This is a genomic window from Flavobacterium sp. C4GT6, assembly GCF_036347315.1.
Lineage (GTDB): Bacteria > Bacteroidota > Bacteroidia > Flavobacteriales > Flavobacteriaceae > Flavobacterium.
Window position 1 is genome coordinate 29,547 of record NZ_JAZGZU010000012.1, and the last position, 16,814, is coordinate 46,360.

The 16,814-nt window shown below is 37.6% G+C and carries 15 protein-coding genes and 1 other RNA gene; 10 read left to right on the top strand and 6 right to left on the bottom strand.

Annotated elements, in window-relative coordinates; all coding sequences use genetic code 11:
- Positions 1-67: 67 nt before the first annotated feature.
- A complete protein-coding gene (locus V3Z67_RS13525) occupies positions 68-3,358 on the bottom strand; it encodes a T9SS type B sorting domain-containing protein (RefSeq protein ID WP_330443810.1) in 3,291 nt (1,096 codons plus the stop codon).
- Between the two features lie 344 nt (positions 3,359-3,702).
- Between V3Z67_RS13525 and rpsA the strand changes: the two genes are divergently transcribed.
- The 6 genes from rpsA to V3Z67_RS13555 all read left to right on the top strand — a co-directional run bounded on the left by rpsA (position 3,703) and on the right by V3Z67_RS13555 (position 9,093).
- On the top strand, positions 3,703-5,469 hold the full coding sequence (gene rpsA / locus V3Z67_RS13530; RefSeq protein WP_330443811.1) for a 30S ribosomal protein S1: 1,767 nt from the start codon (positions 3,703-3,705) through the stop codon (positions 5,467-5,469).
- Positions 5,470-6,078: 609 nt separating this feature from the next.
- Complete coding sequence (locus tag V3Z67_RS13535; protein ID WP_330443812.1) at positions 6,079-6,621, top strand: tetratricopeptide repeat protein; 543 nt, start codon at positions 6,079-6,081, stop codon at positions 6,619-6,621.
- 3 nt (positions 6,622-6,624) lie between these two features.
- The gene (locus V3Z67_RS13540) at positions 6,625-7,293 is read left to right on the top strand and encodes a hypothetical protein (protein WP_330443813.1); all 669 of its coding nucleotides are present in this window, start codon (positions 6,625-6,627) and stop codon (positions 7,291-7,293) included.
- Between the two features lie 69 nt (positions 7,294-7,362).
- Entirely contained in the window at positions 7,363-7,899 is a 537-nt protein-coding gene (locus tag V3Z67_RS13545) for a tetratricopeptide repeat protein (RefSeq protein WP_330443814.1), read from the top strand.
- A 95-nt stretch (positions 7,900-7,994) separates the two neighbouring features.
- Positions 7,995-8,354, top strand: coding sequence for a hypothetical protein (locus tag V3Z67_RS13550; protein ID WP_330443815.1), 360 nt, complete (start codon positions 7,995-7,997; stop codon positions 8,352-8,354).
- A 136-nt stretch (positions 8,355-8,490) separates the two neighbouring features.
- Entirely contained in the window at positions 8,491-9,093 is a 603-nt protein-coding gene (locus tag V3Z67_RS13555) for a hypothetical protein (protein WP_330443816.1), read from the top strand.
- A 997-nt stretch (positions 9,094-10,090) separates the two neighbouring features.
- Here V3Z67_RS13555 and V3Z67_RS13560 read toward each other — a convergent pair.
- Both V3Z67_RS13560 and V3Z67_RS13565 read right to left on the bottom strand, forming a co-directional pair.
- Positions 10,091-10,492, bottom strand: coding sequence for a hypothetical protein (locus V3Z67_RS13560; RefSeq protein ID WP_330443817.1), 402 nt, complete (start codon positions 10,490-10,492; stop codon positions 10,091-10,093).
- 94 nt (positions 10,493-10,586) lie between these two features.
- Entirely contained in the window at positions 10,587-10,832 is a 246-nt protein-coding gene (locus V3Z67_RS13565) for a hypothetical protein (protein ID WP_330443818.1), read from the bottom strand.
- 116 nt (positions 10,833-10,948) lie between these two features.
- Between V3Z67_RS13565 and V3Z67_RS13570 the strand changes: the two genes are divergently transcribed.
- Entirely contained in the window at positions 10,949-11,509 is a 561-nt protein-coding gene (locus tag V3Z67_RS13570) for a fasciclin domain-containing protein (RefSeq protein WP_330443819.1), read from the top strand.
- A 540-nt stretch (positions 11,510-12,049) separates the two neighbouring features.
- Here the strand turns inward: V3Z67_RS13570 and V3Z67_RS13575 are convergent.
- From V3Z67_RS13575 to V3Z67_RS13585, 3 genes are all read right to left on the bottom strand, one after another.
- Entirely contained in the window at positions 12,050-12,475 is a 426-nt protein-coding gene (locus V3Z67_RS13575; RefSeq protein ID WP_330443820.1) for an SRPBCC family protein, read from the bottom strand.
- A gap of 226 nt (positions 12,476-12,701) precedes the next feature.
- Entirely contained in the window at positions 12,702-13,139 is a 438-nt protein-coding gene (locus V3Z67_RS13580) for a hypothetical protein (protein WP_330443821.1), read from the bottom strand.
- A gap of 122 nt (positions 13,140-13,261) precedes the next feature.
- The gene (locus V3Z67_RS13585) at positions 13,262-14,317 is read right to left on the bottom strand and encodes a glutaminyl-peptide cyclotransferase (protein ID WP_330443822.1); all 1,056 of its coding nucleotides are present in this window, start codon (positions 14,315-14,317) and stop codon (positions 13,262-13,264) included.
- An 89-nt stretch (positions 14,318-14,406) separates the two neighbouring features.
- Here V3Z67_RS13585 and ffs point away from each other — a divergent pair.
- From ffs to fsa, 3 genes are all read left to right on the top strand, one after another.
- Positions 14,407-14,505: signal recognition particle sRNA small type (gene ffs, locus V3Z67_RS13590), an RNA gene on the top strand.
- Positions 14,506-14,880: 375 nt separating this feature from the next.
- Positions 14,881-15,684 carry an SDR family oxidoreductase gene (locus V3Z67_RS13595; protein ID WP_330443823.1) on the top strand — a complete coding sequence of 268 codons (804 nt, stop codon included), beginning with the start codon at positions 14,881-14,883 and terminating at the stop codon, positions 15,682-15,684.
- A gap of 42 nt (positions 15,685-15,726) precedes the next feature.
- Complete coding sequence (fsa, locus tag V3Z67_RS13600) at positions 15,727-16,383, top strand: fructose-6-phosphate aldolase (protein WP_330443824.1); 657 nt, start codon at positions 15,727-15,729, stop codon at positions 16,381-16,383.
- Positions 16,384-16,814 lie beyond the last annotated feature (431 nt).

The following is a 16,814-nucleotide window of genomic DNA, read 5'->3' on the forward strand; positions in this document are numbered from 1 at the left end:
TGAGCGGGACGCTCGCACCAGCGAAAAAGCGTCTAATTTCTCAAGTCTATTATCTTGTATCTAAATACTACCTCACCATAGAGAAATGCCCTTTGTGTTCGCGTCCGTCCTGACGTTTAACAAGGAACCAGTAATCAGTACTAGGCAACCTGTTACCGTGAAAGGTTCCGTCCCAGCCTTCGTAGTTCGGCCCAAAGGAAATAAGTAGTTTACCATACCTGTCGAAGATATAAATTTCCATATCCGGCTCAAAGAAAGAGTACTGTATGCGCCATGTTTCGTTTACTCCGTCGCCGTTTGGCGTAAAGAACTTAGGGTAGGTAAGCAGGTATACATCACCAAGATCGGCACCACAGTCGTACTTATCCCTTACGTACACAGTGTATGGTCCTGGGGTAAGGTTTGTGAATAATGGCGAATCCTGATAGATATATCCGTCCAGTGAATATTCAAACTCCTGTGGGTATTGTGATGGTTCTACAATTACATTTATAGTGTTTTCGGCTGTAGTCCAGTCGGTAATATCAATTTGTGCGATATGCGGAATGGCAGTCATGGTAACAGTAAACGAATGGGTAGTTTGGCATCCGTTTTCGTTAGTAGCGGTAACGGTGTAGTTTCCGCTATCGGTAAAGGTTACACTTTGTGTGGTCTCTCCGGTAGACCATTCGTAGCTTTCGTAGCCGTCTGGCGCAGTGACAGTAGTACTTTGTCCTTCACAAAGAGCATAGAAATTGTCCATATTAAGCGCAGGGGCTTCCTGTAGTATCAGCTCAAATTGTGATACAGATACACAGTCGGGGTTGGCACTATGTGTTGCCCTGGCATATATGGTGGCATTACCCGATGTATAGGTATCCGGTAACGGATTGATACCTGCATTTGCATCGCTCTCACTGATGTGGAAGGTAATGGTTACTAAATCAGGATCCTGATTATCCAGTACAAATGGCACCTGTGCAGCAAGGTTGAAATCTTCCTCACCATCGTTACCTACATCACACAGTGTAATATTGGGAGCTGTGTTTGCTGTAACCAGTGAAGGCAAATCATTTACATTAAAATACATTGGTACTATTGTACCACAAGGATCTTCTATCTGCAGGAGGTAAGAGGCTGTTTCCAGTCCGTAAAAAATATTACTGTTGCCGTTATCTATCATTACGGGATTCCCGTTCATTTCAATAATACGGTAGGTAAGCGGTTCTACACCTGTGGCATTAACCAGTACATCGTTTGTTGCACCACCGTCGCAGGCAATGTTTAAAATATCTCCAATAAGGAGTCCGTTAGGTACAATAAATTCTTCCAGTATTTCAATACAGGTTTTTTTATTGACACCACTACCATAGGTAGAGAACGATTTTATTACTCTAAATGTACCATGATAGGCTACGCTATATAGTGTTTGATTATTTGTTAGCTCAATCGCTGTATCTACATCAGGTTCTGTACCTTCTATATAATCTATATCACCGCCCGGAATACGCCATGTATCGGTTGCTTCGTTGTACTGCTGGAGCCAGTATTTAACCTGATTAATAGCATTACTGCTATGAGATACATAAACGTCAAAAGAACCACAGTTAAGGGTAATATCTACTTCAGTCGAATTGATTTGGTATCCGTTAAGATTTATTGTTTTTGTTTTTAAACCACAGTCATCGGTAACCTCTATGGTGTATGATCCGGCAGGCAGGTTATCCATATATATGGTTGCCGGAGATGTAGCAAACGGCATAATATCATAAGGCAGTGCTTCGCCAAAAGCAGCCGGAGCAACTGTAATGTAAGCTTCGGATATGGGAGGTTTTTGTGTTGCTACAAAAAGTGTTGCATAGCCTTCCTGACAATCTACTCTTTGCCCTGTAGGAATATCGGGATCGGCCACCTCAATAACAAACTCAATAGGATCGTATTCCTTGCCGCATTCATCGGTAAGCATAACAACATATAGTCCCGGCGGTAATCCCGGTATGGTAAGAAGATTTATCTCATCACCCGGCTCATCAGAATATTCGTAATACTCCATTACATCGTCAGGGAGCGTTTCGTTATACTCATCAGGAGCTTCCACAACTTCTGCTGTTGCTATAATAAATCCGGGTATGGATATTTCTACAGACCCCAATAGGGAACTACAGTCGGCTTGGCTTGGACTGGCAACGGGGACTACGTCTATTTCTTCAATCTCAATAGTAAATGGTCCTACACGTCCGCAGGAATCAGAAATATAACCTGTATAAACACCATAGGGACATTCGTATTGCTCACTGCCAAATTCTATTTGATCGTCATCCGCAACATAAGGTCCCGGGTAGTTATCGTTTGCCAGTGCAGGATCCCATCCGGCAGGGTAAGTTTCGAAAGTAATGGTATAAGGCCCCACAAACTTAAAGGGTTGAAGGAGTAGTTTTTTACCAAAACAATTAGCATTGTCAAACTGTACTACAGAAAGCATTGTTACATATACTTCACAGTGTTGAGTGTAGGTAGTACAGTTGTCTGTTACTTCAATGTCATAGTAGTATGTTTGTTCATAATATAAAGGTATAACTGCAGATGTTATTAAATTCATATTGTCGTATAGCCCTTCTACTACTATAGGTGTGCCTCCACCCGGGGGATATACGGTAAGTGTTATACTTTGTACTGTAGTTGCAGCTTCAAACTCGTTAGTGTATAATGTATTTGTCACCGTTACCAGGTCGCAGCCCGGTAGTTCCACGTCTGGTAACCCTGCTGTATCTCCCAGTATGAGCTCTTCTGACTGAGAGAAAAGTGTTACGGCCTGTGGTACACCAAACCCACAGTCGTCGTTTACTCTTACTGTATATATACCTGCAGGTAAATCAGTAAATGATGGTGTGGCTTGTGGCGGAAAGGTTACCGGTCCGCTTATAATTTCATAGCTTACCGCAGTTCCGCTGTTTACGGTTATGTTTATAACTCCGTCATTACAAACGGGATCTGTGGTTGTGATAGAATAGGCAACGGTTTGGGTATTATCTTCAATTATAACCTCAATGGGTGTTGATGTGGTTGCTCCCTGTTTAACTACTATTCTGTAAGTACCGTCGGTAAGACTGGTAACTACCGGGTTGGTGGAGTTCCAAATGGGATTGTCTAAATCGGGTAGTTTGTATACTATATAATATACATCTGTTCCTGTTTGTGCATTTTGTGCAGCGAGTGTAATGGAGCCGTTACCGGGACAGGTTTCATCTGTTTTGTTTACCATTGTTACACTAAGCTGTGAATAGGCAGCTGTGCTAAAAAAAAGCAATAGGAGTAGTGTTACAAAATTCCGGTTTAGAAAATGTAGTTTTAAAAAGGTGTGATTGATTGATAATTTCATAAAAAAATTAAGTTTTTAGGACTTAATTTCAAGTTGTTTCCGGGTTCTAAGGTAAATAAAATAATCTATATAAAATATATGTTAAATAATTTGTTTTTAAAAGTTATGTTTGTAACAAATTGTGTGTAAAATTTTACAATAATCAGGGCGTGATAATGTTGTGTTGCTAAAGCATTGTTTGTAAATGTTTTGTAGAATTATAAAAGTTTTGTACCTTTGCGCACCTTTTAGCAGGAGATGGTTTCTAAAAGGTTTAAAATCAAATATGTAAAACACTTCCGTAGCGTTTTGTTACTGCCCAAAGAAACCGGCAAAACAACGGGATACAAATTATTAGATCAGCAATGTCTGAACAAGTAAAAACACAAGAGGAATTTTTAAAAGAGTTTAACTGGCATAACTTCGAAGAAGGTATTGATCCTGTAGATGAGCAACACCTAAGAGAATTTGAAGAGCTAGTTGAGAAAACTTTCATTTCTACTGATAATGATGAAGTAGTAGAGGGTACAGTAGTAAGAATCACTGACAGAGATGCTATCGTTGATATCAACGCTAAATCTGAAGGTGTTATCTCTTTAAATGAATTCCGTTACAACCCTGGCCTAAAAGTAGGGGACAAAGTAGAGGTATTAATCGACGTTCGTGAAGATAAATCAGGACAGTTAGTATTATCCCACAAAAAAGCACGTACAATTAAAGCTTGGGACAGAGTTATCAATGCTCATGAAACAGGTGAAATCGTTAACGGTTTCGTTAAGTGCAGAACTAAAGGTGGTATGATCGTTGACGTATTTGGTATTGAAGCATTCTTACCAGGTTCTCAAATTGATGTTAAGCCTATCAGGGATTACGACCAATATGTAAACAAAACTATGGAGTTCAAAGTTGTTAAAATCAACCACGAATTCAAAAACGTAGTAGTTTCACACAAAGCGCTTATCGAAGCGGATATCGAAGTACAGAAGAAAGAAATCATCGGTCAGCTTGAAAAAGGCCAGGTACTTGAAGGTGTTGTTAAAAACATTACTTCTTATGGTGTATTCATCGACCTTGGAGGTGTTGACGGACTTATCCACATCACTGACCTTTCATGGAGCAGAATTAACCACCCAAGTGAAGTTCTTGAACTTGACCAAAAACTTAACGTGGTTATCCTTGACTTTGATGATGAGAAAACAAGAATCCAACTTGGTCTTAAACAATTACACCCTCACCCATGGGATGCACTTGATGCAAACCTTGCAGTAGGTGACAAAGTTAAAGGTAAAGTAGTAGTTATTGCTGACTACGGTGCGTTTATCGAAGTTGCTGAAGGTGTAGAAGGTTTAATCCACGTTTCTGAAATGTCTTGGTCTACGCACCTAAGATCTGCTCAGGATTTCGTAAAAGTTGGTGATGAGGTAGAAGCAGTTATCTTAACTCTTGACAGAGAAGACCGTAAAATGTCTCTAGGTATTAAGCAACTTTCTCAAGATCCATGGACTGATATCACAGCTAAATACCCTGTAGGTTCTAAACACACAGGTATCGTTAGAAACTTCACTAACTTTGGTATATTCGTAGAGTTAGAAGAAGGTATTGACGGTTTAATTTATATCTCTGACCTATCTTGGACTAAGAAAATCAAGCACCCATCTGAGTTTGTAAACGTAGGTGATAAACTTGATGTTATTGTTCTTGAGCTTGATGTAGAAGGACGTAAATTATCTCTTGGTCACAAGCAAACTACTGCTAACCCATGGGATAAATATGAAGAGTCTTTTGCAGTAGGTACTGTTCACACAGGTGAGATTGCTGAGATCGTTGACAAAGGTGCTACTGTAGAGTTTGGTGACGATATCGTTGCTTTCATCCCTACAAGACACCTTGAGAAAGAAGATGGTAAAAAACTTAAAAAAGGTGAAAGCGCTGACTTTAAAGTAATTGAGTTCAATAAAGAATTCAAAAGAGTTGTAGCTTCTCACACTGCTATCTTTAGAGAAGAAGAAGAGAAAAATGTTAAGGCTAATAACGAGTCTAACAACTCTAACAACAATGCAGAGAAAACCACTCTAGGTGATATCAATGCACTTGCTGAATTAAAAGAAAGAATGGAAAAAGGTGAGAAATAATCACTGACTCCTCTTTTAAATATCAAAGCCCTGACCATTGGTCAGGGCTTTTTTTATATGTTTACTCCGTTTGTCATCCTGACGATAGGAAGGATCTCATTTCCATTTCGACTGGAGCGATAGCGAAACGGAGGAATCTCATTCAAAATTTAAAATTCCTCATTTATAATAGAGTTGTTTATTGTCCTTTTGTCTTGACACAAAAGAACGAAAAAGTCAAGGCTATGGTTTTTCAGGCTATAAATTACCTCATTTGGCTAAACCATCTGAACTCGGCTATGGCCTCAAACAGCAGATGCTTTTATACGCCTCTTTCACCAATTTACTTAACGCCATCAAAACCTAATGCCGTTTGCTTACTCATGTTGTCATCCTGACGATAGGAAGGATCTCTTTTCCATTCCGACTGTAGCGATAGTGTAATGGAGGAATCTCAGAATTTTGAATAGAGATGTCTCCGGTCGACATGATATACTGAGGGCAATAAGAGTTGTTTACTGTGACTGAATACTGAATACTTCTTCTTTTGTCCTGATACAAAAAGACAAAAAAGTAAGGGCTGTGCAGCTATACGAAAATTTGTATATTAGCTTTTTAAACCTCCTTACCATGAGATACTTAAGTTCACTGTTGTTTTTGGCTTTCTGCTTAACAGCAAATGCCCAAAATTATCCTAAATACAAAACTACAAGGGTAAAAGATACTGTTTTTACCCAACCGGAAAAGACCAATGAAATTATTATAGCCGAGACTCAGCTGGCAGAAGAACCGGAAAGCGAATTTGATGAGCTTTTTGAAAAAGCACGCCAACTTGCCGTTGCTAAAGAGTTTAAACAGGCGATTGCTGTTTTTAACGAAGCCTTGGTTATAAGTCCGCCCGAAAATGAATATCTGGTTTTACATTTAAGAGGGAATTGTTATTTTTCACTTAAGGAATTTGATCAGGCTATAAGTGATTATACAAGAGCCTTGAAAGAAACTAAACTTCCGCATGATAATGCTAAGGGGAATTTATGTATGATGCGTGGACTGGCTTACGGTTCGCGTGATGGTGAGGGAGATAAAGAGAGAAAATGTGCCGATATTGCCGTTGCTCGTGCAACGGGAGCATTGAGTGGAGATAGGACTATACTTGAAGAAGGTTGTGATTAAGCTATGAGGAATATATTTATACTATTTATTTTTTTAGGGCTTATAGTAAGCTGTAAAAATAGAGATACGCAATTAGATGGTCAGGTAGAACTTACACTACTTAATGATTCACTTGTCTTTTCGGGTACTAATATAGTAAGGTATAAAATTACTAATAACAGCAATGAGAAGTTGTTGTTTTTTCCTGTAAATGGGCAACAGCTCTACAACAGCTGTCTTACTTTTGATATAGTTGATAACAAAGGGAAATCTGTTAAAAAAGGAGATGGAATTTCTTTTATTGCCAGAGATACATGTTGGTCTTGTGATTTAGCAGTACAAAATAAAAAATCAGACATGTATTCAAAAATATTCAACGGTAAATTTAAAGGTCAGGATTTATGGTGCTATATGGCCTATGTGCGAGATAAAGTGATTATATCACCCGGAGAGAGTTGGGAATTTCATGCTTTGGCCAGTTTTCCTGTTGAGTATTTTAACGGTAGCTTTATAAGGTATGACCTTAAAGAAGATTCAGATTATGCTTTAGCGCTTAATTATAAGTCAGATAGACAGCTTTCTGAAAAAATACCCAATTTTGAAAAGGAAAATTTAAAACTTAATAACATTAGGATATTTGAAGGTGAGTTTACCTCAAATAAGGTGAAACTTGTGTATGTTGCCACACCTTAATTTGTTTATGGTACTATGCTTGTGTATTGTACGTTATAATTAATACTTTACCCTTTAAATAAGCTTGCAATGAAAAGGATTTTTTTAATACTGATAGTTTTATTTACCTATACCGGCTTACAGGCACAGGAGTATGCTAAGCGCAGGGTTAAAAAAGGTAAGGCTAAAACCGAGCAGGAAGCTACAGAACAGCCTGATTCACAAAAAACTATGGTGACCGATACTGTTGCAAAAGAAGTTCCTGTTGATGATGAGTTTGAAAAGCTGATGCGAAGAGGAGCAAAAGAGGTGAGTACCCGTAAATACCTGGATGCTATAGCGACGTTTAATAAAGCAATGGCCTATAACCGAGAAACCGCACGTGTTTTGCGTTGCCGTGGAGAAGCTTTTTACAGTAGTAAAGATTATCTTAGCGCTATAAAAGATTACACCGAGGCTATTGAACTGGGTACCGATTACCCGGGGGAGGTATATTACTCACGCGCTATGTGTAAGGCAAAACTAACCGAACCCGATTATGAAGGTGCCTGCATCGATTTTAAAAAGGCAAAAGAGTTGGGCTTTACCATAGAAGGACGCGATGTAATAAGCCTGTACTGTAACTAAACTTAAAACAACACCTTACAACTATGTACAAAAAAAGTATTATTTATCATATTTTAAAACGATCACTTCAGGTTTTTTTAATATTTGCGTGCTTTATGGCGTTGGTTAAAATCGTTTCACTGTTTTCTCCCTTTGAGTCGATTCTGTTAAGTTGGGAGTTAGCATTACCTATATTACTGTTTACAGGTATTGTTGTAAGGAGTAACGTTATTCGTTACAGAAAATGGAAAAAAGGTGAAGAGGTTGGAAATGTAGATCACCCCGCTGTTACATTGTTTGTTAAGAGATGTTTACAGCTCTTTTATATTTACATAGTAACGGGAATTACTTTATATATGTTTGGTCTCAATAAGGGGTTACAAAATGCTGTAAATATGTTACCTGTTGTGTGGTTTGTATTGATTATTGTTTGGGATAATATTAAACGTTACAAACAAAACAGGGTAGAGGCATGAGGTGGCTATTTACGATTCAAAAAAGTAAATCTTCTATTACTGAAGCAAAAGGAATAATAGATAATTTATTCACTATCTTTAACGTTATAACTTAATAACCAGTTTTTTTTAACACACCTATCAAAACCTTTTATTTATGAAAAAAACAGTTTACTTAGCCTTTATGTTAGCCATGGGGACAGGGATGATTTCCTGTAGTACCGAAGATGCTATGGATAATGAGACTACTATCCAACAAAAACAGGCAGAAGCATCTGTAGAGGCATATAAAGAAATGGATTTCTCCAACCTGTTTACTGATGTACACTGGAACCTGAATATCGATTTTTCTCTATTGTACAGTTATGCCAATATGGAGGAGCTAAAAGCTAATTCTGATAAAAACCTTACCGAAATTATTGATGAATTTAGGGAGCTTATTGCCGAAAAGGAAGAAAATGGTATTACTGACATAGTTGCTACTATTGAGTTTAAAAAGGGTGAGGCACGCCTTAAACAGTATCTTTTTCTGGATAATAGTTTAATGAAAGAAAAGGTAGAGTTTGCCGGTAGAAACGGGGTAGAATCTATAACCAGTGGAGAGTACAAAGCCCCAAATTCCATACTTACTAATACTGTTGATGGTAGTATGCCAACGGTAAGTGATTATTTAGTAAAAAGCCTGCAAAGCAGCGATAGTGTAGTATTGCAGTTTAAAGTTAATGCAAAAGCCGATAAGGGGAGCGTTTATATCATGTAAACTAAAAACAACACCTATTATAAAATGAAGAAGCCTGCTAAATATAGCAGGCTTCCGCGTTTTTGATAAAAATAGATATAGAGTAAAACAGAGTAGAGTAAAGTTTAAATAAGTTAAAAAATTGCCCAAGAGACTTATAAGTTCAGCTGTGATCCCCCATGATAACGCACCTAACTAGCTCAAGGGCAATTAGAATAACAAAGTAATACTAAATATTAATCTAAAAATAAGAACGTATATTAATCGAAGCACCGCAGTGCATTATTTACAGTTTTAAAAAACTGCCCGAACGTATTGGCCTCCTTTAATCCCTCATGACGCAGGCTGAACCTCATTTCAGGCAATTTTTTTGAAGAAAATATATAATAGTAGGGACTATTGTTTTCCCAAATAGCATTTAAAAATGCTGCCTGTTTTGCCGATAGGTAAGGTTACGGCCTATATGTTTAAATGTGTTTGCCATAAAGGACATTCACATGATGACAATCTTTAAAAAAATTGCCCGAAAGAAAGTTAGTTTGTAATCCCCCACAATGATAACGTACCTAGCTTATTTTGCTTTCAGGCAATTAGTATATAAAATAGCAAAGTAAATTCTTTAATAATATTTTAAATAAATCCTATAAAACTTATTACACACTTGCAAACCCCTACCGGGATAAGCAAGGCAACCAAAATGAATGCTATTATTTGCCACCAGTTCTTAATTTTTTTCGAAAAGGCGTAATTAAGCATCGTTATAATAATAAGCGATATGATAATCGCGGTAAAAAACACATATATTGTTAGTATGCCTAGACTGTGGGCTAAAAAAAACGGTTCCATAATTTTAATACAGTTAAAGTTGAAAAAGCAAATTGTCTAAAAAGAGTAAACAAAATTCTCCCCCGGCGCATTAGCAAAAGCTATTGCACTTAATTAGCTGGCAAACAGAACTTAGGGCAACACTTAGCTAAGGTGCTGGCTCAAAACTGTTTTGAATGTGGTAGTGATTTTTTTAGTTGGTTAACCCGGTACCTGTTTTAAAATCAAGCAGGTCTTTTACATATTGCGGCTGCAAGTGCATGTATTCGTCACAGCTTTGTAAAAGTTTGGAGTAACCTCTTTCTACAGCAGCCCAAAAAAGTTGCTGCTCATCATCACACAGGCTGCATACTTCAAGTCTTCGGCAAATGGTTTTATGCTCTAAACTATCAATAAAACCCCATCCCATTTCGTAGCGTTCGTTAAAACCCTGTGGTGGAATGTGCGACTTTAGCCTGTTGATAAGATTTTTAGAAGTGGCCTTTGGGCTAAGGCCTGCTAACTCGTTTAAAGTAAGCTTAATGATCTCGTCATAACCTTTCCATTTAATGGAGAAGATTTGACCGGAACTTAGTTCGATAAATCCGCTTAGCATGTTTGTAATTTGTTTTTTGGTGGATAATTATTGGTTGGTTGGTTTGTGTGTATTCAAATATTTTATTGCATTAGTTTTTAATTTTAGTGTTTTTTTATGTTATCCCTACTGTTCCGTATGGGATTTCTTTATCGTCGTCTTTTTCTATCACTATGCCGTTTACCATTAGCGGAATTTGCTGCACTTCCTCAAACAAATTGGCCTGTTCCAAAATCACTGTGTTATAATCCTGCGGATTTAACAATAGTTTATGGTTTGTATTAAGACCCTTTTCAATAACTACATTTTTAAGTGCTTGTAAGCTAACGCTTTTACCTATATATTTTAAATGTGTCATCATAGGTTGCTTACTGATTTGATCGAAAATTAGTTAAAATTTTATAAAAGATTGTTTAATTAAAACCAAAAATCGATGAACGACGTAAATCTTCCTATAAAACGTTAATTTTTCCAATTATGAAAAACCTTAAAAGAATTTATCCGATTGCAATAGTGGCTTTTATGCTGCTTTTAGGTACGGTTTCCTATGCGCAAAAAACTGTTATGGTGGGTGGAGCGCCCATGTATCCTACTAAAGATATTGTAGATAATGCCGTAAACTCTAAGGATCATACTACCCTGGTAGCGGCAGTTAAAGCTGCCGGACTGGTAGAAACCCTTAAAGGTGACGGACCGTTTACCGTGTTTGCGCCAACAAACGAAGCTTTTGAAAAATTACCTAAAGGAACTGTAGAGACCCTTTTAAAACCCGAAAACAAAGCATTACTTCAAAGCGTATTAACTTATCATGTGGTGGCTGGTAAATGGAGTGCTGCCGATGTTGTTAAGGCTATTAAGAAAGGTAATGGTAAGTATGTTGCAAAAACAGTACAGGGTGGCGAACTTACTTTTATGCTTGATGGTAGTGATGTATGGGTTATGGATGAGAAAGGCGGAAGAGCTAAAATTACTATTGCCGATGTGAATCAGAAAAATGGTGTTATACATGTAATTGATACTGTATTAATGCACAATTAAAATAGTTTGGATTTCATATACATGATTTAATCAGTGTATGGTTTGGTTTAAGTTGATTTATGTAAAAAGCCCCGATTGATAATCGGGGCTTTTTTATTTTTTTGTCATCCTGACGACGAGAAGGATCTCATTCAAAATTTGAAATTCATTATTTATAATAATGTTGTTTATTGTCCTTTTGTCTTGACACAAAAGAACGAAAAGGTCAAGGCTATGGTTTCTCAGGCTATAAATTACTTCTTTCGGCTAAACCATCTGAACTCGGCTGTAGCCTCAAACAGCAGATGCTTTTTTACGCCTCTTTCACTATTTTACTTCACGCCTTCAAAACCTAATGCCGTTTGCTTACTCCGGTGTTGTCATCCTGAAGTTAGGAAGGATCTCTTTTCCATTCCGACTGAAGCGATAGCGTAACGGAGGAACCTCTTCTAGATTACTTCATCGTTCCTACTTGTAATGACAGTAACGGTTTGTCATCCTGACGATAGGAAGGATCTCATTTAAAATTTAAAATTCACAATTTAAAATAATAGAAATACCTTACTGTTCAATGAGTTCTTTAAGTCTGTTGGTTACTACTTCCCAGTTTTGCAGGGAGTGTAGGGCTTTTTCTTCGTCGTAATTGGTTTGTGATATGGTGAGTTCTGTTCCTCCGGGAATTTTTTTTACCTTATATGAAACCTTAAGGTAGTGATGAGGCTCATCGGGCAGAGCAGTCCAGCTGCTGTGATAGCTGTAAGAGAGGTTTTCGTTTTCGTTATACTCCAGTACAATACCTTTGTCTTCATAACGTGTGCCTTTATATTCGCCATAAAAACGAATGGGCTTTCCTACTTTCCATGTGGTTTCGAGATTGGAGCCAAAAAAATACTGCCTAACCATTTTGGGGTCGGTAAGGGCTTTCCATACATCACTAACATGGGCATTAACCACTGTTTGGTGTGTAATTTTGAAATCGGTTTGCATAGTTTTTTTGGGTATTTGTTATTGCTTAGGTAAACAAATATAAATATCTCAACGTTGAGATAAAAGAAGGAATCCCATAAAAGGCTATGTTTTTAACAGATATTTTATTGATTTTCAGGTGGTATTTTTATAAATGGTTTGATTGGGAGTTATGGAGTTAAAAATGTAAAGGTTATTATTGTTAAGGGAATAACTAAAAGAAGTGTTGGTTTTTTCATTTTAAGTATTACTTTAATCGGTCAATCAAATCTGATATTTCAGATTTAAGTTCTTCGTTGTGCTTTCGGGTTAGTTTTTTAATCTTTCTAAAAAACTGCTCACTCTTTTTATGTCCCATTACTATTTTAGTTGTAGTTTTTGAGTTTGTATTAGTATAATTAATACTATACGTACCTCCAGGGAAATAGGATAAGTTTAGATATTCGGGGTCAGAATTATATTTTTCGATGTAATCAAATAACTTGTTGTAAGTAGTATTGTCTAAATAAAAGGTGTAATTGAAAAAACTGTTTGTGATATAAGTATTACTGTCATTTTCTGTTTTTGGTAAAAAATTAATTATTGGATAGGGCTGGTCCATAGGTCCTAATGGCTTTAGTGTTATACTTTGTGAATAACAAGCCACAGAGATAAAAAACAGAAGGAGTAAGGTGACGTTTTTCATGGTAATAAGGTTACATTCAAAAATAGCAAAAGTTTATCTGTTTGTGCCGTAATATATAAGTTGAAGATAAATAAAAAGCTCCCCAAAGGGGAGCTTATATATAACGATGTAAAATCAGTTTTTTATGGTTTTACCCTAATTTCAAACATTTTGTCCCAGTTTTTACCGGTAATAAAAATGGTTTTGGTTTTAGGGTTGTAGGCAATACCGTTTAGTACATCCATATCAGGGTGCATGGTTACCTGTTTTTTAAGCGGACTTATATCCAGTATATGTTCTACAGCTCCGGTAGCAGGGTCTATTACGGCGATACCGTCTGTTTGGTATACGTTACCGTATATTTTACCTTCTATCCACTCCAGCTCGTTAACCGATTTGATTTTACTGTTAGTAGTATATACATTTACATAATCAATCTCCTTAAGGGTTTTAGGGTCCAGTTTCCAAATCTTTTCGGTACCGTCACTCATATATATATACTTGCTGTCATCGTGAGTAAGTCCCCAGCCTTCAATCTCTTTGAAGTATTTAAATTCTTCAAGTCTTTCAAAAGTATCGGCATTATACACAAACCCGGTGCGGCTTTGCCATGTTAGCATGTATATTTTATTGTCTACTACGGTGATGCCTTCACCAAAGTATTTGCCTTCCAGTTCGGTTTTTTTGTATACCTCTCCGGTTTTATAGTTGGTTTTTCGAAGAGTAGATAGTCCGCGTCTTCCGGTACTTTCAATAAGCGTATCACGGTAAAATTCCAGTCCCTGTGTGTAGGCCTGCATATCGTGAGGGTAGGTGTTAACCAGTTCGTACTCCAGTTTGGTAGGTGTAACGCCACTGCCTAGTTCTACACGCCCTGTAACTTCGCTGTTATCACCGTCACTATAAACAAGTGCTTTAATGTTTTTGTACCCGAATTTTTCATTTTCAAATTTAAAATCCAGTTTAGTGTTTCCGGTAACGCTACCCACTTTAGTGTCGTTTATGTAGTAAATAACCGAGTCGATAGTTGCATTTTTAGGGTTTTCTATACCTAAAGGAAACGTTTCGTTAGGGTGATATAGCTGTTTTAGGCCTGTAGTATCGAGCTTAAATAAATTTTTTTGAGAATTTTTTTTGCCGTCACAGCTCATTGCGGCAGCTCCCAATAAAATGAATGCTAATAAGTTATGTTTTTTCATGGTTTTATTAATAGTGATTACAATATACAATTGTATTTTACAATTGGCAATGACCTTTGCGAAAATACAAAAAGATTGTATATTTGCACCGGCAAGTCCTACACGACCAGCTCCTGTAGAATCCTCCAGGGCGGGAACGCAGCAAAGGTATACGGTTGTAGCGGTGCGATGTAGGTCGCTTGCCATTTTTTTCTTTTATAAAAGCGGTCTCCCAATGGGAGATTTTTTTGTTTATAGGGTTAGTTATTCTTTTGTCTTGTCACAAAAGAATAAAAAGGTTCAAAACCTAATGCCGTTTGCTTACTCGTGCTGTCATCCTGACGAAGGAAGGATCTCTCTCTTCCATTCCGACTGAAGCGATAGCGTAATGGAGGAATCTCTTTTTGATTACTTCGTCGTTCCTCCTCGTAATGACACATAAGGTTGTCATCCTGATGTTATGAAGGATCTCATTTAAAATGCATCATTTAAAATAGTGTTTCGGTACACATTTATTATCTAATTGTCTTTAACTTAAAATCCGTATTTTCGCCATTCAATTATAAATCTCCAATTAACCAATAATGAAGAGAGTTGTTTTTATTACCGGAGGATCTTCGGGTATAGGGAAATCCATAGGCGAATTTTTATCTGAAAAAGGATATACCGTTTATGGTACAAGCCGTAACCCGAAAAGGGTAACAGGCTCTAAGTTTCCGCTTGTGGCGCTTGATGTTCGTGATGCTGCTACTATTAAGGCTGCAGTTGCCGAAGTAATAGAGAAAGAGGGTAGGCTGGACGTGCTTATTAATAATGCCGGAGTGGGTATTACGGGGCCGCTTGAGGAAATCCCTGCCGATGAAATTAGAAACAACTTTGAAACCAATGTTTTTGGACCGATTGAAGTGATGAAAGCTGTAATGCCGCAAATGCGTGAGCAGAAAAGCGGACTCATAATCAACGTTACTTCTATTGCCGGATACATGGGGCTGCCATACCGCAGTGTTTATTCGGCTTCAAAAGGGGCACTGGAACTTATTACCGAAGGTCTTCGTATGGAGGTTAAAGGTTTTGGGGTTACCATCACTAATATTGCACCGGGCGATTTTGCTACAAACATTGCAGCAGGGCGTTACCATGCTCCGCTTGTAAAGGGTTCGCCATACGAAACCCCATACGGTAATACGCTTAATATGATGAACGAGCATGTGTACGGTGGCAGCAATCCGCTTGAAATGGCCGAAGCGGTTTACTCTATAATGAAAGACCCTAACCCTAAAGTACACTACAAGGTAGGGGCATTTATGCAAAAGTTTTCTATCGTTTTAAAAAGGTTACTGCCTGATAAAGTGTATGAAAAGTTGTTAATGAATCATTATAAATTGTAGTTTTGTAAAAAAATTTTCCAGAACATATTTTAAAGTAAGAACATGAAATTTTTTATTGACACAGCTAATCTTGACCAGATTAAGGAAGCTCAGGAGCTTGGCGTTTTAGACGGAGTTACAACTAACCCATCTCTAATGGCGAAAGAAGGCATTACAGGCAGAAACAACATTTTGAAACATTATGTTGACATCTGTAATATTGTAGACGGCGACGTAAGCGCTGAGGTTATCGCTACCGATTTTGAAGGTATGATTAAAGAAGGTGAAGAGCTTGCCGAACTACACGAGCAAATTGTGGTTAAAATACCTATGACTAAAGATGGTGTTAAGGCTGCTAAGTATTTCTCTGATAAAGGTATCAAAACAAACGTAACGCTTGTTTTCTCTGTGGGTCAGGCTTTACTTGCTGCTAAGGCAGGTGCTACTTATGTGTCTCCGTTTATCGGTCGTCTGGATGATATCTCTACAGATGGTTTAACACTTATCGAAGATATCCGTCTTATCTATGATAACTACGGTTATGAAACAGAAATTCTTGCTGCATCTGTACGTCACACTATGCATATTGTGAATTGTGCTAAAATTGGTGCCGATGTTATGACAGGTCCTCTAAGTGCAATTACAGGTTTATTAAAACACCCACTTACCGATAGTGGTTTGGCTCAGTTTATTGCCGACTACGAAAAAGGTAACAAGTAATATTTTAAAAAGGCTGCTTTGGCAGCCTTTTTTATTGGGGTTAATTTAAAGATTAAAGATTGAAAAATCACTCATTCTGTCATTCCGATACGTAATGTAATGAAGTGAGGAATCTTCGCGGTCGAAATGACATACGGTGTTGTAATTGTGAGCCTGCGAAGCAATCTTAAACTATTCTTTTGTCTTGACACAAAAGAACGAAAAAGTCAAGGCTATGGTTTCTCAGGCTATAAATTACCTCTTTCGGCTAAACCATCTGAACTCGGCTCTAGCCTCCTCAAACAGCAGATGCTTTTTTACGCCTCTTTTGCTAATTTACTTTACGCCATCAAAACCTAATGCCGTTTGCTTACTCTTACTTGTCATCCTGACGTTAGGAAGGATCTCTTTTCCATTCCGACTGAAGCGATAGTGCAATGGAGGAATCTCTA

Coding starts and splice junctions, on each gene's coding strand:
- rpsA (WP_330443811.1), top strand. CDS start 3,703: ATGTCTGAACAAGTAAAAACACAAGAGGAATTTTTAAAAGAGTTTAAC.
- V3Z67_RS13575 (WP_330443820.1), bottom strand. CDS start 12,475: ATGCAAACCGATTTCAAAATTACACACCAAACAGTGGTTAATGCCCAT.
- V3Z67_RS13585 (WP_330443822.1), bottom strand. CDS start 14,317: ATGAAAAAACATAACTTATTAGCATTCATTTTATTGGGAGCTGCCGCA.
- V3Z67_RS13560 (WP_330443817.1), bottom strand. CDS start 10,492: ATGCTAAGCGGATTTATCGAACTAAGTTCCGGTCAAATCTTCTCCATT.
- V3Z67_RS13535 (WP_330443812.1), top strand. CDS start 6,079: ATGAGATACTTAAGTTCACTGTTGTTTTTGGCTTTCTGCTTAACAGCA.
- V3Z67_RS13555 (WP_330443816.1), top strand. CDS start 8,491: ATGAAAAAAACAGTTTACTTAGCCTTTATGTTAGCCATGGGGACAGGG.
- V3Z67_RS13565 (WP_330443818.1), bottom strand. CDS start 10,832: ATGATGACACATTTAAAATATATAGGTAAAAGCGTTAGCTTACAAGCA.
- V3Z67_RS13525 (WP_330443810.1), bottom strand. CDS start 3,358: ATGAAATTATCAATCAATCACACCTTTTTAAAACTACATTTTCTAAAC.
- V3Z67_RS13550 (WP_330443815.1), top strand. CDS start 7,995: ATGGCGTTGGTTAAAATCGTTTCACTGTTTTCTCCCTTTGAGTCGATT.
- V3Z67_RS13540 (WP_330443813.1), top strand. CDS start 6,625: ATGAGGAATATATTTATACTATTTATTTTTTTAGGGCTTATAGTAAGC.
- fsa (WP_330443824.1), top strand. CDS start 15,727: ATGAAATTTTTTATTGACACAGCTAATCTTGACCAGATTAAGGAAGCT.
- V3Z67_RS13580 (WP_330443821.1), bottom strand. CDS start 13,139: ATGAAAAACGTCACCTTACTCCTTCTGTTTTTTATCTCTGTGGCTTGT.
- V3Z67_RS13545 (WP_330443814.1), top strand. CDS start 7,363: ATGAAAAGGATTTTTTTAATACTGATAGTTTTATTTACCTATACCGGC.
- V3Z67_RS13570 (WP_330443819.1), top strand. CDS start 10,949: ATGAAAAACCTTAAAAGAATTTATCCGATTGCAATAGTGGCTTTTATG.
- V3Z67_RS13595 (WP_330443823.1), top strand. CDS start 14,881: ATGAAGAGAGTTGTTTTTATTACCGGAGGATCTTCGGGTATAGGGAAA.